General features: G+C 53.0%; 26 protein-coding genes and 1 pseudogene. 9 read left to right on the top strand and 18 right to left on the bottom strand.

Annotated elements, in window-relative coordinates; translation table 11 throughout:
* Positions 1 to 206 precede the first annotated feature (206 nt).
* From IFT98_RS20650 to IFT98_RS20630, 5 genes are all read left to right on the top strand, one after another.
* Positions 207 to 761: an OsmC family protein gene (locus IFT98_RS20650; protein WP_192051344.1), complete on the top strand. Its 555-nt coding sequence runs from the start codon at positions 207 to 209 to the stop codon at positions 759 to 761.
* Positions 762 to 852: 91 nt separating this feature from the next.
* A complete protein-coding gene (locus tag IFT98_RS20645; RefSeq protein ID WP_192051342.1) occupies positions 853 to 1,626 on the top strand; it encodes an SDR family NAD(P)-dependent oxidoreductase in 774 nt (257 codons plus the stop codon).
* A gap of 93 nt (positions 1,627 to 1,719) precedes the next feature.
* Positions 1,720 to 2,310: a TetR/AcrR family transcriptional regulator gene (locus IFT98_RS20640; protein ID WP_122797576.1), complete on the top strand. Its 591-nt coding sequence runs from the start codon at positions 1,720 to 1,722 to the stop codon at positions 2,308 to 2,310.
* Positions 2,311 to 2,313: 3 nt separating this feature from the next.
* Positions 2,314 to 3,012 carry a DsbA family oxidoreductase gene (locus tag IFT98_RS20635; RefSeq protein ID WP_122797575.1) on the top strand — a complete coding sequence of 233 codons (699 nt, stop codon included), beginning with the start codon at positions 2,314 to 2,316 and terminating at the stop codon, positions 3,010 to 3,012.
* A gap of 63 nt (positions 3,013 to 3,075) precedes the next feature.
* Positions 3,076 to 3,405, top strand: a complete 330-nt coding sequence (locus tag IFT98_RS20630; protein WP_192051340.1) for a thioredoxin family protein — start codon at positions 3,076 to 3,078, stop codon at positions 3,403 to 3,405.
* Between the two features lie 33 nt (positions 3,406 to 3,438).
* On the opposite strand, the gene kefC is transcribed toward IFT98_RS20630, so the two are convergent.
* The 8 genes from kefC to IFT98_RS20590 all read right to left on the bottom strand — a co-directional run bounded on the left by kefC (position 3,439) and on the right by IFT98_RS20590 (position 11,559).
* Positions 3,439 to 5,262, bottom strand: a complete 1,824-nt coding sequence (gene kefC / locus IFT98_RS20625; protein WP_192051339.1) for a glutathione-regulated potassium-efflux system protein KefC — start codon at positions 5,260 to 5,262, stop codon at positions 3,439 to 3,441.
* Entirely contained in the window at positions 5,263 to 5,784 is a 522-nt protein-coding gene (kefF, locus tag IFT98_RS20620; protein WP_192051337.1) for a glutathione-regulated potassium-efflux system oxidoreductase KefF, read from the bottom strand.
* Between the two features lie 109 nt (positions 5,785 to 5,893).
* Positions 5,894 to 6,112 carry a tautomerase family protein gene (locus tag IFT98_RS20615; protein ID WP_122797573.1) on the bottom strand — a complete coding sequence of 73 codons (219 nt, stop codon included), beginning with the start codon at positions 6,110 to 6,112 and terminating at the stop codon, positions 5,894 to 5,896.
* Between the two features lie 30 nt (positions 6,113 to 6,142).
* Positions 6,143 to 7,249, bottom strand: a complete 1,107-nt coding sequence (locus IFT98_RS20610; protein WP_192051335.1) for an alkene reductase — start codon at positions 7,247 to 7,249, stop codon at positions 6,143 to 6,145.
* Positions 7,250 to 7,291: 42 nt separating this feature from the next.
* Complete coding sequence (locus tag IFT98_RS20605) at positions 7,292 to 7,624, bottom strand: carboxymuconolactone decarboxylase family protein (protein ID WP_007252395.1); 333 nt, start codon at positions 7,622 to 7,624, stop codon at positions 7,292 to 7,294.
* Positions 7,625 to 8,068: 444 nt separating this feature from the next.
* Positions 8,069 to 9,427 carry a glutathione-disulfide reductase gene (gorA, locus tag IFT98_RS20600; protein WP_192051333.1) on the bottom strand — a complete coding sequence of 453 codons (1,359 nt, stop codon included), beginning with the start codon at positions 9,425 to 9,427 and terminating at the stop codon, positions 8,069 to 8,071.
* Positions 9,428 to 9,754: 327 nt separating this feature from the next.
* Positions 9,755 to 10,507 (bottom strand): alpha/beta hydrolase family protein, encoded by a 753-nt coding sequence (locus tag IFT98_RS20595; protein WP_192051332.1) that lies wholly within the window; start codon positions 10,505 to 10,507, stop codon positions 9,755 to 9,757.
* A gap of 596 nt (positions 10,508 to 11,103) precedes the next feature.
* Entirely contained in the window at positions 11,104 to 11,559 is a 456-nt protein-coding gene (locus IFT98_RS20590) for a helix-turn-helix domain-containing protein (protein ID WP_192051330.1), read from the bottom strand.
* Between the two features lie 158 nt (positions 11,560 to 11,717).
* Here IFT98_RS20590 and IFT98_RS21125 point away from each other — a divergent pair, with 158 nt between their 5' ends.
* The 3 genes from IFT98_RS21125 to IFT98_RS20580 are packed head-to-tail and all read left to right on the top strand — an operon-like array spanning position 11,718 to position 12,772.
* Complete coding sequence (locus IFT98_RS21125) at positions 11,718 to 12,113, top strand: DUF6957 family protein (protein ID WP_342214196.1); 396 nt, start codon at positions 11,718 to 11,720, stop codon at positions 12,111 to 12,113.
* Positions 12,114 to 12,155: 42 nt separating this feature from the next.
* Positions 12,156 to 12,626 (top strand): hypothetical protein, encoded by a 471-nt coding sequence (locus IFT98_RS20585; RefSeq protein WP_192051328.1) that lies wholly within the window; start codon positions 12,156 to 12,158, stop codon positions 12,624 to 12,626.
* A 2-nt stretch (positions 12,627 to 12,628) separates the two neighbouring features.
* Entirely contained in the window at positions 12,629 to 12,772 is a 144-nt protein-coding gene (locus tag IFT98_RS20580) for a hypothetical protein (RefSeq protein WP_192051385.1), read from the top strand.
* A gap of 546 nt (positions 12,773 to 13,318) precedes the next feature.
* Here the strand turns inward: IFT98_RS20580 and IFT98_RS20575 are convergent.
* From IFT98_RS20575 to IFT98_RS20545, 7 genes and pseudogenes are all read right to left on the bottom strand, one after another.
* Entirely contained in the window at positions 13,319 to 14,077 is a 759-nt protein-coding gene (locus IFT98_RS20575; protein WP_192051327.1) for a hypothetical protein, read from the bottom strand.
* Between the two features lie 409 nt (positions 14,078 to 14,486).
* A protein-coding gene (locus IFT98_RS20570; protein WP_192051325.1) for an IS3 family transposase occupies positions 14,487 to 15,649 on the bottom strand; the annotation gives its coding sequence in 2 pieces (ribosomal slippage) (positions 14,487 to 15,394 and positions 15,394 to 15,649; 1,164 coding nt in all).
* Between the two features lie 476 nt (positions 15,650 to 16,125).
* Positions 16,126 to 16,458, bottom strand: a pseudogene (locus IFT98_RS20565) (DUF4113 domain-containing protein); the annotation flags it as partial.
* 95 nt (positions 16,459 to 16,553) lie between these two features.
* A complete protein-coding gene (locus IFT98_RS20560; RefSeq protein WP_192051323.1) occupies positions 16,554 to 16,808 on the bottom strand; it encodes a hypothetical protein in 255 nt (84 codons plus the stop codon).
* Positions 16,809 to 17,162: 354 nt separating this feature from the next.
* Entirely contained in the window at positions 17,163 to 17,504 is a 342-nt protein-coding gene (locus IFT98_RS20555; protein ID WP_342214195.1) for a DUF2845 domain-containing protein, read from the bottom strand.
* Between the two features lie 75 nt (positions 17,505 to 17,579).
* Complete coding sequence (locus IFT98_RS20550) at positions 17,580 to 18,068, bottom strand: HIT family protein (RefSeq protein ID WP_192051321.1); 489 nt, start codon at positions 18,066 to 18,068, stop codon at positions 17,580 to 17,582.
* A gap of 16 nt (positions 18,069 to 18,084) precedes the next feature.
* A complete protein-coding gene (locus IFT98_RS20545) occupies positions 18,085 to 19,023 on the bottom strand; it encodes a ThiF family adenylyltransferase (RefSeq protein WP_192051319.1) in 939 nt (312 codons plus the stop codon).
* 780 nt (positions 19,024 to 19,803) lie between these two features.
* On the opposite strand from IFT98_RS20545, the gene IFT98_RS20540 reads away from it, so the two are divergent.
* The gene (locus IFT98_RS20540) at positions 19,804 to 20,769 is read left to right on the top strand and encodes an endonuclease (protein WP_192051317.1); all 966 of its coding nucleotides are present in this window, start codon (positions 19,804 to 19,806) and stop codon (positions 20,767 to 20,769) included.
* A gap of 234 nt (positions 20,770 to 21,003) precedes the next feature.
* Here IFT98_RS20540 and IFT98_RS20535 read toward each other — a convergent pair whose 3' ends face one another.
* From IFT98_RS20535 to IFT98_RS20525, 3 genes are all read right to left on the bottom strand, one after another.
* Positions 21,004 to 21,930 (bottom strand): AEC family transporter, encoded by a 927-nt coding sequence (locus IFT98_RS20535; RefSeq protein WP_192051315.1) that lies wholly within the window; start codon positions 21,928 to 21,930, stop codon positions 21,004 to 21,006.
* Positions 21,927 to 23,093: a pyridoxal phosphate-dependent aminotransferase gene (locus IFT98_RS20530; protein WP_122797569.1), complete on the bottom strand. Its 1,167-nt coding sequence runs from the start codon at positions 23,091 to 23,093 to the stop codon at positions 21,927 to 21,929. Before IFT98_RS20530 ends, IFT98_RS20535 begins: the two co-directional genes overlap by 4 nt.
* Positions 23,094 to 23,188: 95 nt before the next feature.
* A complete protein-coding gene (locus IFT98_RS20525) occupies positions 23,189 to 24,073 on the bottom strand; it encodes a LysR substrate-binding domain-containing protein (RefSeq protein WP_192051378.1) in 885 nt (294 codons plus the stop codon).
* Positions 24,074 to 24,212: the final 139 nt, after the last annotated feature.

Below are 24,212 nucleotides of genomic sequence, written 5' to 3'. Positions count from 1 at the left end.
TCTTGACCAGTCATCGCCCTATCCCATTGATTATCCTGGATTTACTCGCGGGGAGAGGCCTCGATGCGCACTCCAATATGCTGGTCTCTACAGCTACCTGCTTAAGAATTTTGGCTAAACTCCTTGCAAGCAAACCATCTAGTTGGTAGGGTTGTTTGGTCAGCGATTCATTCAAGCGACCTTACGTAACCTAGAGGATTTACCAAATGACTAACAACCTGAACGGTATTGACGTAGCTGCCCTGCAACAGTTTGCTCAAGGTGTTGCTGAGAATGCGAACAAGCGCCACGCCAGCTTCAACGTTAAGACCGCGTGGAAAGGCCAGACCCGCTCCGTGGCCAAAGTAAGCCGCTACAGCCTCGCCGGTGAAACCTACTCGCGTGATTTCGAAATCGTTGCCGACGAGCCAAATGAATTGCTGGGTGAAAACACTGCGCCGAACCCTCAGGAGCTGCTGATGGCTGCTCTCAACGCCTGCATGTCGGTCGGCTATGCCGCCAATGCCGCGATGATGGGCATCAAAATTCACAGCCTGGAGATCGAGACTGACGGCACCCTCGACCTGCGCGGCTTCCTGGGCATCGACGAAAGCGTTAATTCAGGCTACGACGAAGTCAGTGTTGTCATTCGCCTGCACACCGACGCCTCGCGTGAGCGTGTGGAAGAGCTGCACAACTTGGTGCTCAAGACATCGGTCAACTACGCAAACTTCTCCAGAGCCATTCGCATGGTGCCAACCCTCGAAGTGCGTGAGGGCTGATCCCAAGCCTTGTCACATCCGAGCCAGGCGTGCACCGGCAGTTTGCTTGCCGGTGCCACCCTCAATGAAATCTGGATAAACGGAGTCTGCAATGAACGATTTTTTTAAAGGCAAAAAACTGTTGGTCGTCGGCGGCACGAGTGGCATGGGCTTGGAAACAGCTCGCCAGTTCTTGAAGTCGGGCGGGAGCGTGGTTATCACCGGCAGCAAACAGGATAAAGCCGAGACTGTGCGTGCCGAGCTGAGTCCGCTGGGGAACGTATCCGTGATCGTTGCCAACCTCATGACGGAGGAAGGGATGAATCATGTACGCAACGAGATCAATGCCAACCATAGCGACATTGGTTTCATGGTGAACTCTGCAGGCATATTCATTCCCAAGCCTTTCATCGAGCACGATGAGGCTGACTACGACATGTACCTGGATCTGAACCGCGCCACATTCTTCATCACTCAGGCTGTGGTCAAGAACATGCTTGCCGCCAAACGCGAAGGTTCCATTGTCAACGTTGGTTCGATTGGTGCCCAAGCCGCCCTGGCAGGCTCTCCTGCGACTGCTTATTCGATGGCCAAGGCGGGTCTGCATGCAGTTACCCGAAACCTCGCAGTTGAATTGGCTCACTCAGGTATCCGGGTCAATGCCGTTTCACCTGGCATTGTTCACACCTCGATCTATGAAGGCTTCATGGACAAGGATGCAATCCCGGATGCGATGAAGTCGCTGAATGATTTCCACCCGTTGGGTCGAGTGGGTGTTCCCGAAGACGTCGCCAACACCATCCTCTTTTTGCTCTCCGATAAAACGTCCTGGGTGACCGGCGCTATCTGGGATGTGGACGCAGGGGTGATGGCGGTACGCGCCTAATACCGTAGCAAGCACTGCGTGTAGCGCCTTCCAGCTAGGCGCTTTTCCAATGCACTGCTTCGGTGGAAAGGGTGCTGGCTGTAGGAGTTCTGAATGTCTATCACGACAAAAGCTGCGCTTATGAGTTATGCGGAAACCCAGATGCGTTCCAAGGGTTATTCAGCATTTAGTTACGCTGATCTCGCCGCGAAGATCGGTATCAAAAAAGCCAGCATTCACCATCACTTTCCTACCAAGGAGTGCCTGGGCGCGGAGCTGATCAACGACTACATCGCTCGATTCAATGAGACGTTGCTCTCAATCGAGAGCATGCATTCCGAGCCACTGCAGCGCTTACAGGCTTTTTCCCGACTTTTCGTGATCAGCGCGAATGAGGGGCTGCTGCCGTTATGCGGCGCCTTGGCAGCGGAAATGGCTGCGTTGCCTTTATCGCTCCAAGGGCTTACCAGGGATTTCTTCAATTCGCAGCTCGCCTGGCTTCAAAGCACCCTCGAGGACGCCGTCCGGCAGCACAACTGGTCACTGGGAACAACCGCTGAAAACTTCGCCTTCATGCTGCTGAGCATGTTGGAGGGAGCCAGCCTCATTGATTGGACACTCGGTCGATCAACCGACCCTTTGGCTGGTTTTAACCATTTGCTTGAAATGGTGGCAATTCAGTCTTCATTTCTTCGTGCAGGATAAATCATGAAAACTCCTTCGAAAAAATACGTTGTCGATATCTGGTCTGATTATGTGTGTCCTTGGTGCTGGATTGCCAAGCGCCGCTTTGAGAAAGCACTTGAATGCTTCCCAGAGAAGGACGAGGTACAGGTCAACGTTCGGGCCTATCGGCTGGCTGCCAACCATGCTCCGGAGCCGATGATTCCGGCCTTGAAGCGTAAGCTCGGTAACGCAAACTCCGCTTTATCGATGATGAGTACCGTCAGTAAATATGGCGAGGCCGACGGGCTGGATTACCGCTTTGACACCATGATGTTTGGCGATACTGCGGATGCTCATGTGCTGGTAAAAGCTGTTGAAGACTCGGAGGTAAAAAAGCGTCTTGTGGAAGCGCTGTACGAGCAGAGTACCAGCCACGGTAAGTCCCTTTTTGATCGCGCCAGCTTGGCGGCGATTGCTAAAGGCGCAGGTGTGTCGGATGAGTCCATCCAACTGGCTTGGTCATCTGCAGAGCTGCGCGCTGAGATGAAAGCGGATGAACAGTTTGCCGCCCAATTGGGTTCCGGCGTACCGCTGTTCGTCTTCAATAATGCGGTCTCGGTATCAGGCGCACAGACAGACGCCTCCTTCCTTCAGGCGTTGAATCAGATGGCAGCTGAGGCGAAATCCCTGGATAGCGCATCAATGGGCCAGGTCTGCGGGATCGATGGCTGCGAAATTTGACTGGCATTGGATGGCGGCACTCTCAAGGTGCCGCTTTTCCCTGACACAGAACGAGAGACCCAGATGAGCCGTATCGTTGAGTTGAGTGCTCCCCAATTTGCTCGCTTCGTAGCCAAAGGCAGCAGTGTCGTTATGTTCTCCGCCTCTTGGTGCAAACCCTGTAAAGAAATGAGGCCGGTCTTTCTTGAGCTCGAAGCAAAACTCCATTCGATAGCATCTTTTGGGAAGATTGATATCGCTGTGTCTCCGACGATTGCGCAGATGTACGGCATCCGCTCTGTGCCGTCCTTGGCCGTGTTTAACGAAGGCCGGTTGTTGAAAGTCTTCGCAGGGTCTAAATCGGTCTCAGCCTTGAAGAAAGCGATCATCGCTGAGCTGGAAGACGCCAGCTAATCGGGCGTCCTCCATGCTCATCAGTCTGGTCGCCTATGCACCTGGTGATGTCGAAGACTCGTTTTTACCTGGGCCAGCGTCAATTGGATGAGCGCGATCCTCATTGAAGATCTCAGTTAGTAAAGCGTTCGCTCGCTTGTAAGCGTCGTATCTGAAGTCGGTATCCTCATCGGGTTGAGCGGCCATCTCCTCCAGCATTTCCAGGTTCAGACGGCGGAACCGATCCGCACGCTCACGGGCCTCGTAGCGTCCTATCCCTAGTTGCTCCAAAGCTCTGCGCCCGAGAGAAAGTGCGCTTTCAAAGGTCTCTCGCTCTACGTCTTCAATACCCATCTGACGCAGCGTGATGATGTGTCCCATATCACGAGCGCGCACGACCAGCTTCAAGGATGGAAAATGCTCTTGGGCCAGCTTGGTCAGTGCCAGGTTATCTCCCTGATCGTCGATGGCATTGATAAGCACCACGGCCTGTGCGGCACCCGCAGCGTGCAGTAAATCGAGACGAGTGGCATCCCCGTAGAATACCTTCACCCCAAACTTGCGAAGTGTCTCGATGTGGTCTGGGTCGTGATCCAAGACCACTACCTCGAAACCACAGGACATCAGCAGACGTCCCGCGATCTGACCAAATCTTCCGAAGCCGGCGATGATCACTCGAGGATTACTTTGGTCAATGCTGTCCACTTCCTTGCTGCCCTGTTTGTTCGCTGACTCCAGGTGATTGAGCAAGAGGATCAATAAAGGCGTTACACCCATGGATAGCGCCACCGCCAGCGTCAAGCTTTTACCCCAAGGGTCGACTAGGATTCCGGCGACCGTGGCGGCACTAAATACGACAAAGGCAAACTCACTGCCTTGACCGAGAAATACCGCCTGCCATGAACGCTGGTCATTTGGGACATTCAGGAATCGACCCAAAAGCTTGATCACGAGTAGCTTGATCAGGATGAAGCCCAACGTCAGGGTGATGACTTTCAGAGGGGCGTCGATCAGCGTTCCGAAGTCAATCGACATACCCACGCCGATGAAGAACAAACCCAGCAACAGCCCTTTGAAAGGTTCGATATCGCTCTCCAGTGCATGACGATACTCCGAGCTGGCCAACAGGACGCCGGCTAGGAAAGCGCCCATGGCCATGGATAAGCCCGCCTCTTCCAACAAGAGGCCAAACCCGAACACCAGGAACAGTGCGACGGCGCTAAAGATTTCTCTCAGGCCAGAGCGCGCTACGAAGCGAAGGACGGGCCGAGAGACGTACTGACCCAAGAGAACCACTGCGACAATTGCACCGACGATTTTGGCGATAGACAGGGCCAGCGCTGCCCCTGAGGGCGTACCACCATCTGCGGCCAGCAGTGGAATCATTGCCACCAAGGGAATCGCTGCGATGTCCTGGAATAACAACACCGCAAAGCTGCTACGACCCACAGCGGTGGAGTTCATGTTTCGCTCGCTCATGGCCTGCATGGCGATAGCAGTCGACGACAGGCTCAGCGTCAGGCCGACCAGCGATGCAGCCGTCCAGTTCAAGCCTAGGGCTGCGCAAAATATTGCGATGGCAATACCGCACGCCAGCATCTGTAACGCGCCGCCCCCGAAGACCATACGGCGCATTGCCCAAAGACGCTTGGGGTCGAGTTCCAGACCAATGATGAACAGCATCAAGACCACGCCAATTTCGGCGAAGTGCAGGATGGACTCGACGTCAGTCACGAGCTTCAAGCCCCAGGGGCCGATCACGCAGCCGGCTATCAGGTAGCCCAGAACAGGCCCCAATCCCAACCGGACGGCAATCGGGACTATCAAAGCAGCCGAGCCTAGGTAGATGAGCATTTCAATCAGGCTGTGGGTTTCCATTCAGTCTTCCTTCCATGAGGCCAGGCGCTCGCCGTAACGACGAATTTGCTTGAGTAGTGCAGTTTGATCTGCTCTGTATGCGCCATGAATTGCTACAGGACTCAACCAGTTCATCGCGCAGTAGTTCGCGGTCGCCTGAAGGGGTTGGGACAACACCGCGAAGCCTGGGTGGTCGCCGCCTTCAAAATGATCGTGCTCTCCGCCCGTGGTTACGGCCCACAGCAGACTCTTGTTTTTCAAAGCAGTAGCGCCCGCACCGTAGGCCCAGCCCTGCGTGAAGACCTTATCGATCCACAGCTTCAAAAGTGGCGGGTAGCTATACCAATATAGAGGGTGTTGGAGAACCAACAGGTCTGCTTGCTCCACGGCCTTTTGCTCGGCTTCAACGTCGATATTGAAATCGGGGTAAAGGTCGTACAGGGAGCGGATTACAACATTAGGATTAGTTGCTGTGAACCTGAGCATCAGCTCGTTTACGTTGGATTTCTCAGGGTAAGGATGGGCGTAAATGATCAGAATCACGGCGTGATCCCCCACAAGCTGGGCATTCTTTTAGAACGGAAAAAGCCCCCTGACCGTTGAGCGTAGATGCACTCAGCAATCAGGGAGCTAGTAGTTAAGCGATGAAGCCTTATTGACCTGCTTGCAGCTTCAAAACATCCTGTGCAGTCACGGGGTTGCCAGCGATGCCCCAGTCTCCGCTCTTAACCTCTTCGAAAATGACCCAGGTCAGGGCACGCATGTTTTCGCCCTCCACCGACACCATAGCGTCGGTTACCTTGCGAATGACCTCTGCTTTTTGCTCGTCGGTAAAAACGCCTTCGATGCCTTTGATAGTAACGAGTGGCATGGTGTTCTCCTAAGGTCTTGAACGGGAGTATTAGGCTTTCGCAGCTGAGTATTCCGGGTAGTCGGTGTAACCCTTATCAATCGAATCGCTAACCCCGTAGTAGGTCTCGCGATCACCCTCGGCCAGCGGCCAATCGTTCTGCATGCGCTCTACCAGATCCGGGTTGGCGATGTAGGCGGTGCCGAAAGCGATCAGGTCGAGTTCGCCTTTGGCCAGCTCAGACTCTGCGATCTCTTTGGTGAAGCCGCCAGCAGCCATCAAGGTGCCTTTGTAAGCTTCACGGAACGCAGCGCCGAAACCTGGTGGTGTTTGCGCGGCCATGATGGTCGGCTGGTAGTTCAGGTGAACAAATGCCAGCTCTCGTTCGTTGAGGGCAGCCGCCATCCTCATCCAGGTTTCTTCTTCGCCTTCGTACACACCGAAGTCGTACAGTCGACCGAACGGAGAGAAACGCACGCCAATTTTCGATCCACCGATTTCAGCTGCAATCGCGTCAATCGTTTCCAGGAGGAAGCGCTGACGGTTCGCAATGGAGCCACCGTACTGATCAGTACGAGTGTTCAAGGCGCTGCTCAGGAATTGGTCGAACAGGAAGCCGTTGGCTGCCATGATTTCGATACCGTCAAAACCGGCATCCATCGCCATACGCGCAGACTTAACAAAGTCCGCGATGACGCGTTTTACTTCTTCGGTTTCTAGGGCGCGTGGCGCACTAGGCTGTACAGGGCCAGATTTGCCGGGCTCGATCCAGGCATACACCGTGGTATCCACCGCAGACACCGTGCCCGAAGACACGGGCGCCATGCCATGTACAGACACGTGGGACATGCGGCCAACGTGCCAGAGCTGTGCAAAAATCTTCCCGCCTTTGGCGTGCACCGCGTCAGTCACGTTCCGCCAACCCGGCAGATGCACATCCTCGTAGATACCAGGGGTGTACAGATAGCCACGAGCCTCATCGGAGATGGGCAGGCCTTCGGTGATCAGCAAGCCAGCAGAAGCACGTTGCGCGTAGTACAGCGCGTTCGATTCATTTGGAATGTTGTTCAACGTTCGGGTGCGGGTCATGGGCGCCATGACAACGCGGTTTTTTAGCGGGATACCGGCCAAATCGTAAGGGGTGAACAGCTCATTCATGATTGCTCTCGAAATCGTCTAAGAGGAAAGTCTGCGTAATGCTTAGGACTTATCGAAAGCGTCGAGTACATGGGTGCTGTAGACAAGAGCGGCACCGGCGTTCATGTTGATGGCTACGCCCAGTGCTTCGGCCACTTCTTCGCTGGTAACACCGAGCTTTTTGGCTTCCGCTGCGTGGAATGCAATACAGCCATCGCACCGGGTTGTCACAGCTACTGCGAGGGAGATCAGTTCGCGAGTTTTCGCATCCAGGTGATTTGTCTTGCTGCCGGCAGCACCGAGAGCAGCCATGCCCTTCATGGTTTCAGGGGAAAGGCCGTTCAGCTCTACCAGACGAGTGTTGATGTCTTTGCGGGTTTGCTTCCAATCTTGCATGGGGGCTCTCACGTGGGCGTTCAACGCCCTGCAGGTTCGTGGGTGATTTCTGAATCTGCATATACGCTACCATCTAGTTGGTAGGCTTGCAACGGATCATTAGAAAATCATGTCACTCGACAAGATCTTGGTGACAATTTTGGTACGGGATTTTCTAGGATTGGTTGGAAGATTCTTCCAAATAAAACTGCCTACCTATAGGTAGCCTTTCTAAGGATGAGAATCTTATTTGGTTGGAAAAAGCAGCGCGCCTGCTCGAATGGATGCATGTGCCGAATGCTTGGGGGATAAAGCTTGCCGTATCAAGGTTGAGAGTCTTTGTACGGAGCTGGGGACAACCATGCTCAGGTGCGTGTCGTCCACGGCGAGACGGCGCGGCAAACGTTTACACCCAGCTGCTGCCATTGCGACAGAGCTGAGTGCATAAAAACTGCCTGAAACCGATCAGCCTCCAACCGGGGTGCGCATGGTGACAAATTCTTCAGCGGATGTCGGATGCACAGCGATGGTCTCGTTGAAAATGCGTTTGGTCGCCCCCGACTTCAGCGCAATCGCTAACCCCTGCACAAGCTCTCCGGCATCAGGGCCTACCATATGACAGCCCAAAACCTTATCGGACTTGGCATCCACCACGAGCTTCATCAACGTGCGCTCCTGGCACTCGGTCAACGACAGTTTCATAGGGCGGAAGCGGGTTTCAAAGATTACTACCTCGTGCCCTGCCTCACGTGCCTCCTCTTCGGTCAACCCGACAGTTCCGATATTAGGCTGGCTGAAGACTGCCGTCGGGATCATCTGGTAGTCAACCGGACGGTATTGCTCAGGCTTGAATAAGCGACGTGCCACTGACATACCCTCGGCCAGTGCGACAGGCGTAAGCTGGACTCTCCCTATCACGTCTCCCAAAGCTAGGATTGACGGCTCAGCAGTTTGATATAGCTCATCGACCTCAACAAAACCTCTTTCGTCTAGTTTTACACCCGTATTTTCCAAGCCCAGGTTGTCGAGCATCGGGCGTCTACCCGTAGCGAAGAGGACACAATCTGTCTCAAGCTGCCGACCATCCTTTAGGGTTACTTTCAGGCTGCCGTCAGGTTGCTTGTCGATACGCACAATGTCGGAATTGAATTGCAGATCCATCCCACGCTTGGTCAACTCTTCCTGCAAATGCTTGCGTACCGTACCGTCGAAGCCGCGCAGGAACAGATCACCGCGATACATCAGCGTGGTGCTGGCACCTAAGCCATGGAAGATCCCGGCAAACTCAACGGCAATGTAGCCGCCACCGACTACAAGAACGCGCTTGGGCAGACCTTTGAGAAAGAATGCTTGATTGGAGCTGATCGCGTACTCGTGACCGGGGATTTCGGGGATCTTTGGCCAGCCACCGGTAGTAATCAGGATGTTGTTAGCCGTGAAGCGCTCGCCATTGACCTCGACGGTATGCGGATCAACGATTTTCGCGTGTCCCTCATGGAGGGTGACGCCGCTGCTGACCAGCAGATCGCGATAGATATTGTTCAGACGATTGATCTCACGATCTTTGTTGGCGATCAGTGTCGCCCAATCAAATTTCGCGTCACCAGGAGTCCAGCCAAAGCCCTGCGACTGCTCGAAGTCTTCGGCGAAATGTGCGCCGTAAACCAGTAGCTTTTTCGGCACGCAACCAACGTTCACACACGTACCGCCTAAGTAACGACTTTCGGCCACTGCCACCCTCGCGCCAAATCCGGCAGAAAAGCGAGCAGCACGCACGCCACCAGAACCTGCGCCGATTACATATAGATCAAAGTCGTAAGACATAGATAATCTCCGAATGGGTTGGCACCATTTCACAGTCTGTATGACAAGTGGTGCTGGCTGATTTAAAGGTCAACTAAATTAATTTTAAAACCGCGCTACTGCTTCCATAGATCGGCTATTAACGCTGCAGTAAGCGAGACGACTACAATCGACAGAAAAATATTCGGCCAAAGGTTGCTGTCATCACTGCCCTGTTGGCGGTGCGCGAACTCACTGTCACAACAAAACGGTTGTTTTTTCTCTCTTTCTCTAGCTGCTTTCAGAGCCAGTATTGAGCAATACCGCATAGAATTAACCTCTATAGGATTTAAGGTAATAAAATGCGTCCTACAAGTATCTCGAACTCCACGCTGTAATGCATGACGCTACATAGCTTGCGTCTTTGCTGTTGGTAAGCAGGTGGTCTGCTGAGTCCAATGAGATGAAACTTTTTGGATGCTTAGCTTTGAGATAGATCTTCTGCGCTTGTTCTATCGATACAACGTTGTCTACTGGTGAGTGGAAAATAAGCAATGCGCGCTGCAGGTTGGCGATGTTTTGATCCTGCTGCTGCGATTCGATGTCGTCAAGGAACTGCTTCTTTATCGTGAACTCTCGTCCTGCGAGCGTAACTTTGAATTCACCAATATCCCTAATCGCGTCAACGTCTCTCCTGAATTGTTTCATTACATGGGCAGCTTCTGCGGGTGCCCCAATGGTGACAACTCCCTTTGCTTCCAGGATGTGCTTAGCCGCAGAGATGACCGCCGCACCGCCCAGACTATGACCAATCAATATGGAGGGAGCCTGGTACGTCGTACGCAAGAAATCAGCCGCCGCGACTAGGTCGGCTACATTGGATGAAAAGTTACTATTCGAAAAGTCACCATCACTACCACCTAGGCCAGTAAAGTCGAAGCGAAGCACTGCCACGTTATTGTCGACCAGAGCTTTCGAAATCCTCGCTGCGGCTTTGATATCCTTTCCGCACGTAAAGCAATGGGCGAACAAAGCGTATGCGCTAGGCGCATCGGGGGCTTCAAGCAGGCCAGATAGACTGATGCCTTGGGGGTTTTGGAACGTGATCTTTTGCTTTTTCATAGGGAGTCTTCCTTAGCACGTAGGCCTCCGCTCTCAGGCTGAACCGCCGCATGACTAATGCGTCCGAGGCGTAAAAGGCTTTGACCGTCAGTATAGGCCGCCTGCTGATAGGCTACCATTCAGTTGGTAGGGTATCAATGCGTCCGTCTAGATTTCCAGTCTCCTCCGGGCGGAGTAGGAACTTCTGAAAGTTTTGAAAAAAATGTGCAGGGGGGGGTAGCTGTCAAACGTCTTGCTGATTCGCGCGCCCTGTTTTGACAGGTGCGCCTGAAGCCAATATCAGTTTTGCGTGGGGCGGGATCGCAATCGCGGAGAGAAGATTCTCTGCCGTACTACACCGCGAAACGCGGGGGTCTGAGGTTTCGCTAGCAGGTACTCACTATTGTGAGACCACCTGTTCCTTCGGGCGATGTAGGTCACTCGATGGAACTCACCGCCTCGCGACGCGGGGCTGGTAATCGGCAGTTACCGCCTGCCTCGTGGCTAAATCATTAGCTCACCACAGAATCAGCGGCGTTGATACCGTGCTGGGATCATGACAAATGTAATGGTCGGAGTAGTGACCCCATAGGAGCTATGCGATCAGTTCGCAGCAATCAATTTTGAGCATGCCACAGTCGCCGAACGGTGGTTCTGGGCATTCCTAGCTGCACGCTGATTTCAGTTTGCGAAAGCCCTGCGCGCTTCAGTTCCTGTACCTGTCTCAGTTTTCCTTCCACCGCCGCTGTTTGAGGAGGGGTAAGCGTTTGAGGCTCACGTGGCAGAAACTCGTCCAATACACCGAGCTGGTGCAATTCGGCCAGGACTTCTTCCAGGGCGGAGCGCGCTGTTTTACCTTCATCCGCCGCAGCCACAAGCGTCAGAAACGACAAAGGCCGAAGATCAAGAGCCTGAGCTAGATCTGCACTGAGATCGACGCTGGCTGAGACCGACGAGGCTTCCAGCCGACTGATGTGACCTTGATCAGCTTTATCCTGAAAATCAGCCTGCGATAAACCACGCCTCACCCTCAGCCACTGCAACGTCGCCGCGTAAGCCTTGCGCAATGACATCAGACAATTCCCTCCCAAAAAGAGGACGGTATGCCGGGTTTGATTGAGGCCAAACAAATGTATATAGTCATGGCGATGGTCTTTTAGCCGTAATCGCTGGCTGATTAGCGCCCGGTGGAAGCTCCATTTCTCTCCGCTGTTTTTAGGAGCTGCAATTTATGGGTAATTCTTCAGATCCTGGACTGCTTCGGGAGGGGGAGATTTCCTCTTTCGGAACTCAGCTACCCACGGCCGAAATCGAAGCGTTGGTGGAGGATCGCTTCGGTCGCAAGCCGTATTGCCTCGTCGAGGATTGGCTCATTTTTCACGTCGACGAGTCTCCCGAGTCGCTCGCGAAGGTACGAGCCACAGGCCTGCAACCGATGTTCATGTACGCACATTGCGTGATCCATGACCAACAAGGCCGATTTCCCCCAGGAGGATGGGTGCGCTCAACTCTGTGCAAATCTTTCGACGGTGTTTGCCTGTTTGAGACGCGGAACACCGTTTACGTGCTGGTAGGCGAAGGGCGCGAGATGAAGGCCTCGCTAAAGACAATATTTGGCTTATGTTAATCGCAGGCGCGCTAGGCGGGCCTGCATCACTCGAGAAAGACGATGTTCAGGATTAGCATGCAAGACCAAGCCGGCCCAGTAGGGATGTTCGGTGACGGTTTGGCTCATTTTCACGCGGTCTCACGATCTCTCGCGACGCATTGGTATCACGTCAGTCTCAAGCGCCGGCATGAAGGGCGATTCGTGGCCTTTGAGGAGATGGTCAGCGATGAGCCCCGCCTTGTAGAGCTACTCATTGCTCAGGATGAGAGCTTGGTTGTCCTGGATGTCCAAGTCGTAACACCTGGCTGGATGAACAAAGGTTCGGGCTGGAGGATGGAAAAGCTGACTTCGCTCTCGATGGGCTTCAATCAGGTTGAGGTGCCGATCTGCGTGCTCGAGGTCGAGGGCGGTCAGGTGTACGTGAATACTCATCAGCGTGACCTCGATGTTAATTCCCTGACTGACGTGAAGAAGTTCTACCGGCGCAGTGCTGCGACCTCTGATATGGGTTCAGCGGCGGAGGTTGTGTAGCCATGGCCGAGATCAACACTGTTGCGGTCGACTTGCACGTAAAGCGCTACTCGGACTTTGACCTCCTTCGTATCGCGAAGGCTGTCAGCCAAGATTACGAGGTTTTGATCACCGCATACCTTGCATCTGGCCGTTTGACCCTTTGACCCTACATCGTAGATATGGTAATCGGGCAATTGGATGAGAGTGTTTTAGAGTATAGGTCTGAGGTGAAGAAGAGAGCTCCCAGCTTTCGTGCAGGTGGGTACGACGAGTCGGAGGTTGTTGAGGTGTGTTGGCCACGTCAATTCTCCTCATCAGCACGATTTGCCCAGTCTTCTAGGCGCTCGTCTTAAACACGTGATTGCCAGTGCGCGTCATTGTTCTCGTTGAATTAGTTGGCGCGGTTGTCATCCCATCTGAAGGTGGTGCGAGACGAGGGGTCACAATATTCGAATAGGCCTGATCCACACTGATATAACGGCTTGCCTTCTCCAACGCAGGTACCTTTTCGTCCCAGAAAACACACCAGTAGCAGTGGGTGAAGGCCCGAGTGATGACGACGTAGGCTGTTCGCAGCACCTCCTGCTGTGCCCTGCCGTAACCGCAGGGTTCGGCCGGAATAGCCATACGGGCCTGGGTATAAAAATCGTGTCTCGAAGGCGATGATGTGATGACCTCGGAATCCCTCAGCCTGCCACGCCATTTATTGATTAGGCAGTTCTGCCTCTCATCTCCTTTTGAAGCCTCCGAATGAAATTCCTCCGCCGATCTGTATCGTGCATCACATCCTCAATCAATCTCATAGCTAGCGCTTTTGGGTTGCGTATAGCCTTATTGATCGCTTTCCCGTAGCCCGCCATTTTCACACCATCGGCAGCTAAGTCTCTACCGACTTTAGCTCTTAGCTTTGCTCGGGAAAACCTTGGATCGATGGCGACTAGCGTTCTCGGCGCCGTTTCCATCATGATCACGTGCGCAATGGCATCGATGGCATGCTCATACTCATAAAAGCAGGAAAGCTCCAAAACCTTTTCTTGAAGTGTCTCGCCTCCATTACGGAGCAAGGACTCATATAGAATTTTGGTCTCTTCTTCTACAATGCCTGCGCTGATCTCGTTTGCATAACCAAAATAGAACGCGAAAGGGAGTTTTTCCTTCTTACCTTTGAGCATCGGCTTGACCGCTAGTGAGTAGCAAAAAGCCGCGATCACCGTCAATTCTCCGCGCGCAGCGTAGGTTATAGCCTTGAGATCCCGCAGATAGATTTCCCAAGAGACAGACTCACCTGAGGGCATGAGAAGCCCTCTTCGCTTGTCCCCATGACCATCTATGAACAGGAGTGGAGAAAGACCGTTTTTGCAAACGTCTCGAATTTGGTTTAGTCCTTTATCCCAGTCTCCGCGAGTCTGGCAACGTAAATGAATGACTCGTGAAGTATCGGCTTGGAATCCGATTTGAGGCAAAGACATCAACTCGTCACATATCCCTTCATGCCTTCGCCTAGCGGTTTGCAGATCCTCCGCACTCAAGCAATCAATGATAAATATAGTATTCGCCGAGACGTTACGGTCATAGCCAATGTGATAGTTGTGTTTTCTAGCGTATCAGATTTCATAGTATTAACCTATCGCTGCAGCGGTTCTTATAAGCATTCTTATGCATGCTGATGCAAAGATCTCAGTAAAAAATTAGGTTTCAGATTCAGTGCAGACTGCAATTTCATCGTATTTCCCCACTGCTCACCCGAGTCGCTAAACTACAGCGCCAGTGCTTGCCTAGGCAACCCATTAAGAATCACCAGAATCCAAGCGTCATTGGTAGCAAATTTGGGCCCACTTCACACCTACCGGCAAGCTTTGGTAGGGACACATGTAGTGGTCAACTGATCCCGGACACTGAATTGAGTTTTTCTTCAGCGACCGCAGGCGCTAGCCCTTCGTTGAACTGATGCGGTCGCCGCCAGTTGTATCGCTCCATCAGGAACCGGCCGATATCCTGTTGCGCTAATGCAGCGCTCATGTAGCCCACCGTCGGTATCCATTCAGTCTTTAGGCTGCGAAAGAGCCGTTCCATGGGCGCATTGTCATGGCAGTTACCGCGCCGACTCATGCTCTGTGTGAAGCGGTATCGCCATAGTCTTTGGCGGAAACTTCGGCTGCCATATTGGCTGCCCTGATCGCTGTGAAACAATACGTTTTGCGGCCTGCCACGCTGCTCGTAAGCCATGTCCAGTGCCTTGATGACCAGGTCGGCGTCGGGCTTGGGTGAGCACGCCCAACCCACAACACGGCGGGCACAAAGGTCGATGACAGCCGCCAGATAGTGCCATCGGCCTCCAGCCCAGACGTATGTGATGTCACCGCACCAGACCTTGTTTGGGGATGCGACGGTGAATCCTCGATCAAGCACGTTCGGAATATCAGGTCGCTCCACGGTCGCCTTTTTATAGGCATGCGAACCGGGCTGTTTGCTGATCAGGTTCATCTCGCGCATCAACTTGCGTACCTTGAATCGCCCGATCTGCATGCCGTCCTCTTTCATCATCAGCATGATGCTCCGGCTGCCCGCAGCGCTTCGGCTTTGCGTAAACAGCTCGTTCACACGGCTGCGCAAAACCACCCGTTCGGCATTCGGATACCGACGTTTCCGGCAGTACGCGTAGTAGCAAGATCGGGTTACTTCAAATACCGAGCACAACAGATCAATCGGCTCTTGAGCCCGCAATTGATCGATTAACGCGAACGCTCGTGTTCCTCGGCCATCAAGAGCGCGGTGGCCTTTTTTAAAATCGATTTCTCTCGTTCCAGGCGGTTGATTCGGGCTTCCAGTTCCTGGATTTTCTGCTGCTCGGGTGTCAGCGCTTTGCTAGTCGGTGTGGCACCGCCTCGTTCCTGCTGGAGCTGGTTGACCCATCGGCGCAAGGCCGACTCTACCAACCCAAGCGACTGGGCTGCATCAGCGTGGCTGTAGCCCTGGTCAAGCACCAAGCTGGCAGCTTCGCGCTTGAATTCGAGGGTGAAGGTACGTCGTTTTCTGCTCATCGAACACCTCTGTGTGGCGAGCATTCTCGCCTAAATGGGTGTCCGGTTTCATTAGGCCACTACAACAGGACTTCCTTATCAGATAGCTTGCCGTTTGCCGATCCCTCATCTTAAGGGGAGAACGGTGTCCTGTCTTACGAGGGCTTGTTCACCTTAGATGCCACGATCTATTCAGGCGTATCGATGGGGGCGAGTTCGTGGCGTTTCTGGTGGATACGAATCGCGAGCGAGCGATAGCGATTGCTGTAAGGCTGTGCGAGTCACTGAGCCAGTTCTGGAGTCAAATGGGCGAATAATCCATACGTCTTCATACCTCGGCATCGCATTCTATCCAGACGCGAGAAGGACGTTCATTCCCTTTGACGCCACGCTGATGAAGCTTTGTACCGGGCGAAGCGAGCCGGTCGTTCGCAGATCAAGGTCTATGAAAAAGGCGCCGCACCGGGGGGTCACTGATCGCAGAACGCCCTTGAAATTCAATGACAGCACACCGTCCAAAGCTGATCTACTCGAGTGGTAACGCTATGGCTCATCATCTCCCGACGCATCCCCCAGTCCGGATCCACCGGCACGCTGGCCAACCTCACCGTCCCTCGCCCCCAGCCGCCATTAAGAGCATCAAGTACGCCCATGACCCGCTCAGTTGCCAACGGCTGCGAAGCGGCAAACAGGTTATCGGTGTACTCGCCTTGCTGGCACAGGCCAAGCAGCAGCACCTCCGCTTTGCTGTACTTGAAGCCCTCCCGGAACACATGGCCTACCGCTTCAACAGCGGCCTTTGTCATCAAACGAACGTCATCAGTTGGGTACCAGTGCCAATGAGATCAGCGTTGTGCTTTGGTTAAGCTGAGTGAATTCGCAATCCAAGAACAGCTTCATCGTCATTCCCTGGGGCCGTCCGTGCTCATACCTGGAAGTCATCAGACCGGCCAGTGGCTAGGGGATGAGCATCGTAGGCTTTGTCAGCAAGATCAAGCAGCCTTGCCCAAGCGCTCTCGTTGATAGCTTTGATGTCCGCGCATGCGTTGACGTAGCCGACTGCAGAGGCGAAACGAAAGATTACGTCAGCAACCGTTCCTGCTGAGCTGATCGAGTCTATTCGGATTAAGGCGCGGGTCATCGCGAACTCAGTGCTTCCAAGTGTTTCTAGCGTATCCATAAGGCTCTCCTCGCTGATAATCTGGTATGGATCATAGCGTTGATTACGCCGCCGCAATGATGCAGGCTCGACACGATTGTGTACCCAATAGAGGCCCATGGGCAGCGGGCAGAATGTCCTGTCGCTATTGCTACAGCATAGGCGCAACGACCCAATATTACGCTATCTACAGTGAGGCGTACTTAAGGTCTGGTTATGGATGTACCACTGGGTCGGCTGCGAATCGCACGCAAAGATTCTAAAAGCTGTTCGAGCGACTGTGGCAAAGTTTCTAGACACAGGCAGACAAAGCCGGCATTTTTACCGGCTAATTGATACGTACCATTTAGTTGAGGGCGTCCAACCGGTTGCGGCCTACCACTTGAGAACGTTCCCATTGGGCGCTTCTCGACGCACATCTACTCTGATCAATTCATCGTTGATGAATAGCATGTATTGATAAGCACCGCCATTCGGCCCATAGACGATTACGTCAGTTTTTTGCGAGCCCTTACGTGGCACACCGTTGTTGCGTATCACTGGGCCGTTGCTGGCTTGAGCAAGCGGTTTACCGCAAGACTGAAGAACGTAATCAAGTGTATCGCCAGTGTTTACCAATCTTGTTCCGCAACGGCTGGTTGCATCTGCGCTGGCTATTAATAGGCATGCAAGAAATACTGCTGACAATGACTTAATGAATATTTCAATTCTCCTCACTGATAATAGCCTATTAGGCAGCAGCTAGATAGCATCAAGGTTGTAGGCGGTTACGTAATTTTAGCACATACAGAACTAACTTTTGCGCAAATCCCGAGTGGCGCAAGCACGAATCTCTTCGGCCAATCGTGAAAGCTGATCGTCATCTGCCCTTTTATAATCATGAGAAGAGACGTACCCTTCATAACTATCAAAAAACTTGTTCACATTAGACGATATTTTTTTAAAATCGCTATGACTCCCCGTACCGTGCATAGGAAACAGCTTTGCATGCAAATGATCAACACCATAACCCTCAAAGATCATTGCCGTCCTACCCACTCCCTCTAGCGCTAAGTCGAGAAGGCACGCAACTTTTTTTGCAGCAACCACCAAGCTAGTTAAGACATCTTCACTCTGATCGAATATATAACTTGTTCGGTGTAGTTTGGGAATGACAACTGTTGCGCCAAGCGTATTTGGAAAAATAGATAGGAATGCGATGTGGTTGATGTCTTCCCAGATCACATGAGAAGGTGAATCACCTTCAACGATCTTGCAAAAAATACATCCTTCGTTGCTCAAGACTGCTCTCCTTTAACTACCCACATTGCACGACTCTCGAGTCCCATCGCTTGACAAGCGTTTTAGGGTTTCCGAAAGTATGAATCGCGACTGATGAAATTAAACTTGTACTAAGCTCTGCCGCCAAGGATAGATTCATTGGGCCGTAGCTTGGCATTATTGCGCTCGGTAGAGATGACCATCTCTCTTTGCCGATCAACTCTGACGCTGCCCTTACAGCTTCGCAATCGCCCGGTATAAACCGAAATAATGAGCAAAGATGATGCATATATCCGCCTGAAACTACTGGGACTTCGCAGTGTTCAGCGATTTCCCACGCATCTCTCGCCAAACTAGAAGGGTTGTCTGCAGTCAAGGCAACAGCGTTTACGCCGTCAGCAGCAATTTCGCACAAACTTGCTATCCCCATAGTTTGGTCGAAACATCTGACATTCAAATTTTCAAAGCGAGCCTCGAGTGCCTTTTTGAGAGTATGGATTTTCTTCTCTCCAACATCTTTCAGCACCCAAAAGAATTGCCTATTCAAATTGCTTTTTTCAATAATGTCTGAATCGACTAAGTAAAAATTTCTCACTCCTGCGCCAGCCAGTAGCATGCATATCGAGCTACCAATACCACCACAACCCACGATCATTACCGTCAACTCCTGCAACTGCTTCAAATCTTTGATAATGGCGTCGCAGCTTTTAGCCGAACAGAGCATATAACTTACAGTCCGGCTCGTTGTAGGTTCCTTGAGCATCTGCACGACTGTCTCGACTTCTTCCGCTGAACCTGGAATGAGAGCTCCCGCTTTGGCCAATACATTGTGGAAATCCTCATCGGTTGAGACCGTAGCGCAGGTAATCCCAGCAGGGCCGTTGATGAGTGTATCGCCAGCATCACGAGCGAAAATAGTTGAAGGGGCTATGATACCAGCAGGCAAACCTTCCCTGTAGTAAACCAAGTCTTCCATGTCAATTTTTCCCTAATTAAAGCTAGGAGGTTACCCTCCTAGTTTACTTGATAGTTAGTTATTGCAGCGTGGCAAAAGTTTGGCGAGATTGCCGTTACACTGACTGTAATTGAAGGCAGCCACGGTAAGTTGATGGGGAGTTGTTTTGACATCTGTAGTAGTCAGCCTAGAAGCTGGCTCAGCGTGTGAGACGGAGGCTTGTACGACGGGAGATGCCAAAAGGACGGCTGCTGCTACACCAAGAAGTTGCTTCATATTAAAAATTCCTTTTTTTGAGAACGCTTATCGTTCGCATAAATGGTCTTATTTTCTTAACCCGTTGTCAAATTTTTTTTGCTGTAGTACGAAGATTGAAGGAGGTCGAGGCGATCGTTGCGGTCAGGTGACAGGCTACTAGGTTCTGCGGAGCGGTCTAGCCTTACAAGGTTAGCTCACCTAGACCAAACGTCTCTGCCTTGAACACCGGCGACGACGTTCACCTCCTTGAGCAATGCCAGCGCTATCGCCTCATGGTCAGCCAAATCACGACCGTGTGAGGAGCTCTTGCCAATCAGATTGGTACAATCGGCGAATATGTTGGACGCGCCATTGGGCGATACACAACTGATGCCAACGGTGCAGCCCTGCGGTTGAGTAGCTACCGTACCATGCCTCCTAAAATATCCCGTCCTAGTCAGCTGCGTAGCCACAACCGAGCTTGTACATGACCATAGCAACAAGCGTTCGGCATCCCTGACGGACGTCAGTACAATGTGCGCTCATCCAATCATTGCCGTTCCCATGAAAAACCTATTTACCGTTCTAGCCATCCTCCTTTCGTTCAACATTCAAGCCTTTGCTACCCCTCCCGCCACCTTCACCGAAGCCAAGATCGTTGCGAAACAAAAGGTCTACCTCGACCAGGCCGACAGCGCTATGGGCGAGCTTTACTGTGGCTGCAAGTGGACGTGGGTCGGTAAGTCGGGAGGTCGCATTGACGCGGAATCCTGTGGACTCAAGACGAGAAAACAGGAGGCTCGCGCAGAGCGCACTGAGTGGGAGCACATTGTTCCGGCCTGGACGTTTGGTCATCAACGGCAATGCTGGCAGAGCGGTGGAAGGGAGCATTGTGTGGATGACGATCCCGTCTTCCGGGCGATGGAAGCTGATCTGTTCAACCTGTATCCGTCAGTTGGGGAGGTCAACGGAGACCGGAGCAATTTTAACTACGGAATGGCTTCGGGTGTGGCACCTCAATACGGTCAGTGCAAGACCAAGGTTGACTTCGATCAGCGTGCTGCAGAGCCCCGTGATGAAGTGAAAGGTCTTGTCGCTCGAACGACCTTCTACATGTTCGACCGGTACCAGCTCAGTATGTCGCGTCAGCAACAACAGCTGCTTATGGCATGGGACAAACAGTTTCCAGTGACACCCTGGGAGGCCGAGCGAAACAAACGGATTGCAGCCATCATGGGGCATGAAAATCCATTCGTGACCGGGCAGCGCTCCTGGACGCCGGGGTACAAACCGGCTGGTGATGGGATCGTGAATCCGATACCGCAGAGGGTAGCGAAGTCAGCGTCCGCCCCTGAGGTCATCAGTACCGCTTCGACAGGAGTGATTATTGGCAACAGGAATAGCCATGTGTATCACCTACCGAGTGGGTGCCCGAGCTATGACAAAGTAGCAACGAAGAATCAGATCACTTTCGGGTCAGAGTCAGAAGCGGAAGCTGCCGGATTTAGAAAGGCAGGTAATTGCAGGTAGGCAAGTCTTGTGGCCATGCCGTCCTTAAAGATGACGACTTGAGTGTTTGTGCAGACCCCTCGCGGGGACGGCTGTCGTAAACCAAGCCAAGGGGAAAGCCATTGGCTTGGCCCTTCGGGCGTCCATACTCCCACATTCGGCCTAGCAACCTGCGCCCTCCGTTTGTAAAAGATTTCGCAATGAAACTCAAATGGGAATGAATGTGCTTTGGACGATACCACGTGGATATGAGGCTCAAACCCACTGGGTCACCGCAAGGATAACGATGGGAAGGGCCACTCCCGCCAGCAGGGTCTGACAAGCAATGATTCCGGCCATAAGCGGTGCATCTCCACCTAGCTGCCGCGCCATGATGTAGGACGATGAAGCAGTGGGGAGCGCCTGAAACAGCAGTGCTGCGATGGCAGCTTTTCCTTCCAGCCCGAACAAATGGCAAGCTCCAAGCGTGACCAGTGGCATGACTAAAAACTTCACCAGTGACGAATAGCCAACTGGGCGCAGCCACTGCCTCATGCTCCCGAACTCCAGCGCGGCGCCCACGCAGAGTAAACCTAGAGGGAGTGACGCTTGGCCCAACGCTTTGAGCACTGGCTCAACACCGATGGGCAGTCCCAAACCTGTCACTTGGATCAACCCACCAGCCAAGCACGACAGCAACAGCGGATTCAGAGTCAATTGCTTAAGGACTTTGCTCAATGGCATCCTGCCACCCGCCCCGTACTTCGCAAAGACCAACACGCACAGGATATTCACTGTGGGCACTATCGCCGCGTTCGCAACGGCTGCCAGGGCAATGCCCTGAACACCGAATAATCCCGCCGCTATCGACACGCCCACGTAATTGTTGAAACGTATACCACCCTGGAATATGGAGGTGAATGCCGCATCGTTTGTGGTGATGAGCGCTCGCGCGCTTACTAACATCAGCGATACCACAACAGTCGATACGATGAGCACAGAGACCATGCCTTGAAAGGGCACCCCATCAAGCTTAGCTGTAGCCAGCCCGTGAAAAAAAAGAGAGGGAAGCAGTACGTAATATGCCAAGCGCTCTGCCTGCGCCCAAAAGTTATCTGCCAAGAATTGACTACGTTTGAGCCATGCGCCTAACACGATCAATAATGCGATAGGCAACAAAGCTGTCAGCAAAGAGAGCGTCATGCGCTTGCCTTGATTTTCTGAACCAGCCGTTCACAGCCCTCAATCAGAACTGACTCATCAAGGGCGAATGAAAGCCTGAGATGCCCCGGCATACCGAATGCGCTACCTGGAACGGTAGCTACGCCTACTTCGAGTAGGGTTAGTGCGAAAGCCTGATCATCTTTGATCGTTCTGATCCGAGGTAGCAGGTAAAACGCACCCTCCGGACACGCGACATCAATCGCTTCGCAGGCCTCGAAGACATTCAGAGCGGCATCACGCCGCTGGCGATAAATAGCATTTCGCTCTTTCACCAGTGTCTGAGGCCCAGTCAACGCAGCCACCGCCGCCACTTGGCTCAGAGTGCTGGTCTGAGTACAGTTCTGTGACTGAACCGAATTGATGGCCGTGATCAATGGCGTTGGCCCACATCCCCATCCTACCCGCCAGCCGGTCATTGCGTAGACTTTGGACACGCCATCTACGATCAAAATACGGTGAGTCAAATCAGGTGCCACCGCCGCCAAGGTCTGATATACATCATCCGTGTAACGAATTTCTGAATAGATGTCATCTGAAAGCACCATCACTCCTGGGTATCGGCGCAGGACTTCAGCGATGTCTGACAGTTGCTGGCTTGAGTAGAGCGATCCTGAAGGATTACCGGGCGCGTTCAAGATGACCCATTTGGGCGACCTTGCCACACGAAGCGCTGCATCCAAAGCCTCTGCGGTGAGGCAATAACCGGCTTCCAGGGTAGTAGGCACCATCAAAGGTCGCGCGCCACACATTTTGATCATGGTGGGATAGCTTGCCCAATAGGGCGCAGGAACGATGACCTCATCCCCCTGTTTTAATGTCGCTTGGAAAGCGTTGTAAATGATCTGCTTCGCGCCACAGCCGACTGCCACCTGATCGTCTGAGTAATCCAGGTTTCGAATGGCTTTCATGCGCATACGGATCGCGTAACGAAGCGGTTCGATACCGTTCGAAGGTGAGTAAGTAAGGCGACCTTCAAGCGCGGCGTGCGCAGCCTCAAGCACGTGGGGCGGCGCGTTGAAATCCGGCTCTCCCAATGTCAGGTCGATGACATCCCTGCCCTGAGCGCGTATCAGCGCGGCGCGCTCAGCCATGATTAAGATAGGAGACCGCAACGAAGTGGTGTCGGTAGATGAAATGATCATGGTGCCCCTCAGCGAATCATCAAGATAGGCACCACGATAAGAAGTTCGACTCTAAAATAAAAACGACTTAAAATTCAGAAATCAACAAGTTTTTCTCATAGGTCAGTTTTTGGCAGATGCGCCTTCACGGCGTTCGCCAGTGCTGAAGCCAACCGTCCAAGTGGACGGTCTTCACGCTCCAGCAACACGACGCGCCTGGTTTTTTGCGGCGTGCCGAACTGCGCGATGGTCAGTGTCGTTAGGCTTTCGACTTGATGCTGAGCAAGCGGAATAATGGAGATGCCAAGTCCATTCGAAACCATCTTTATTATTGCATCTTGACTATCTAGCTCCATGCTAGTCTGCACGCGCAGCTTCATAGCGCGTAGCTCGCGCTCAATGGTTCGACCTGCCCAGGCGCGGCGGTCGAACCTAATGAACGGCTGGCTTTTGAGCAGCAACTGCAGGTCTTGAAGAGCAAGTGACACCGGCGCGATAATCCAGAATCCCTCCTCGTAAAGCGCCGTGCTCGTCAGACCATATGGGTGCGGTTTGACCGGCTCCGTTGTGATCGCAACGTCAAGCTCGCCCGCTTCAACGCGCGTAGCCAGCTCTGCGGACATGCCCGAACCAACCGTGATTCGCAGGTGGGGATGATCGGTACGCAGTGCTGATAGCGCATGGGGCAGGACGCCGGCCAGCGCTGTCTGAATGGCGCCGATTCTAAGCCTGCCGCGCAGCTCACTGTCGCCACCAATCTCGGATGAGATGCCGTCGTATAGGGATAGGATTTCTCGTGCGCGCTCTACTGCGATATGACCTGCATCCGTGAGCACCGCCAGCCGCCTTGAACGATCAAACAGAAGTGCGTTGAAATCCTCCTCCAACGCCCGAACATGAAGGCTGACTGCTGACTGGGTGAGGTGCACGGCATCCGCTGCTCTGACGAAAGAGCCGTGCTGGGAAATAGCGAGCAGTGTTCGAAGTGCGCGTAGCGACATAGCCATTCATCCATCGAATTGATGGGCGAGCTTACCAGTCTGGACATGCGTGGTGTTTGGATGAAACCCCTTCTGCTCCTGCTCAATGTACCTGCGGCGAAATGGCGCACCCTTGTAAAATGTACATCGCGTGTTAAAG

The organism is Pseudomonas sp. CFBP 8770, assembly GCF_014841705.1.
In the GTDB taxonomy this organism is placed as follows: Bacteria; Pseudomonadota; Gammaproteobacteria; order Pseudomonadales; family Pseudomonadaceae; genus Aquipseudomonas.
Note: the sequence above shows the minus strand (reverse complement) of the source record. Positions and strands in the feature narration are given on the sequence as shown.

Excerpts from the sequence above, each read along its gene's own strand:
- IFT98_RS20580 (WP_192051385.1), top strand. The coding sequence starts at position 12,629 with ATGGCCGAGATCAACACTGTTGCGGTCGACTTGCACGTAAAGCGCTAC.
- IFT98_RS20635 (WP_122797575.1), top strand. The coding sequence starts at position 2,314 with ATGAAAACTCCTTCGAAAAAATACGTTGTCGATATCTGGTCTGATTAT.
- IFT98_RS20615 (WP_122797573.1), bottom strand. The coding sequence starts at position 6,112 with ATGCCACTCGTTACTATCAAAGGCATCGAAGGCGTTTTTACCGACGAG.
- IFT98_RS20590 (WP_192051330.1), bottom strand. The coding sequence starts at position 11,559 with ATGTCATTGCGCAAGGCTTACGCGGCGACGTTGCAGTGGCTGAGGGTG.
- IFT98_RS20610 (WP_192051335.1), bottom strand. The coding sequence starts at position 7,249 with ATGAATGAGCTGTTCACCCCTTACGATTTGGCCGGTATCCCGCTAAAA.
- IFT98_RS20645 (WP_192051342.1), top strand. The coding sequence starts at position 853 with ATGAACGATTTTTTTAAAGGCAAAAAACTGTTGGTCGTCGGCGGCACG.
- IFT98_RS20575 (WP_192051327.1), bottom strand. The coding sequence starts at position 14,077 with ATGTCTTTGCCTCAAATCGGATTCCAAGCCGATACTTCACGAGTCATT.
- gorA (WP_192051333.1), bottom strand. The coding sequence starts at position 9,427 with ATGTCTTACGACTTTGATCTATATGTAATCGGCGCAGGTTCTGGTGGC.
- IFT98_RS20630 (WP_192051340.1), top strand. The coding sequence starts at position 3,076 with ATGAGCCGTATCGTTGAGTTGAGTGCTCCCCAATTTGCTCGCTTCGTA.
- kefC (WP_192051339.1), bottom strand. The coding sequence starts at position 5,262 with ATGGAAACCCACAGCCTGATTGAAATGCTCATCTACCTAGGCTCGGCT.
- IFT98_RS20605 (WP_007252395.1), bottom strand. The coding sequence starts at position 7,624 with ATGCAAGATTGGAAGCAAACCCGCAAAGACATCAACACTCGTCTGGTA.
- IFT98_RS20535 (WP_192051315.1), bottom strand. The coding sequence starts at position 21,930 with ATGACGCTCTCTTTGCTGACAGCTTTGTTGCCTATCGCATTATTGATC.
- IFT98_RS20585 (WP_192051328.1), top strand. The coding sequence starts at position 12,156 with ATGTTCAGGATTAGCATGCAAGACCAAGCCGGCCCAGTAGGGATGTTC.
- IFT98_RS20595 (WP_192051332.1), bottom strand. The coding sequence starts at position 10,507 with ATGAAAAAGCAAAAGATCACGTTCCAAAACCCCCAAGGCATCAGTCTA.
- IFT98_RS20540 (WP_192051317.1), top strand. The coding sequence starts at position 19,804 with ATGAAAAACCTATTTACCGTTCTAGCCATCCTCCTTTCGTTCAACATT.
- IFT98_RS20545 (WP_192051319.1), bottom strand. The coding sequence starts at position 19,023 with ATGGAAGACTTGGTTTACTACAGGGAAGGTTTGCCTGCTGGTATCATA.
- IFT98_RS20650 (WP_192051344.1), top strand. The coding sequence starts at position 207 with ATGACTAACAACCTGAACGGTATTGACGTAGCTGCCCTGCAACAGTTT.
- IFT98_RS20530 (WP_122797569.1), bottom strand. The coding sequence starts at position 23,093 with ATGATCATTTCATCTACCGACACCACTTCGTTGCGGTCTCCTATCTTA.
- IFT98_RS21125 (WP_342214196.1), top strand. The coding sequence starts at position 11,718 with ATGGGTAATTCTTCAGATCCTGGACTGCTTCGGGAGGGGGAGATTTCC.
- IFT98_RS20560 (WP_192051323.1), bottom strand. The coding sequence starts at position 16,808 with ATGGATACGCTAGAAACACTTGGAAGCACTGAGTTCGCGATGACCCGC.
- IFT98_RS20525 (WP_192051378.1), bottom strand. The coding sequence starts at position 24,073 with ATGTCGCTACGCGCACTTCGAACACTGCTCGCTATTTCCCAGCACGGC.
- IFT98_RS20640 (WP_122797576.1), top strand. The coding sequence starts at position 1,720 with ATGTCTATCACGACAAAAGCTGCGCTTATGAGTTATGCGGAAACCCAG.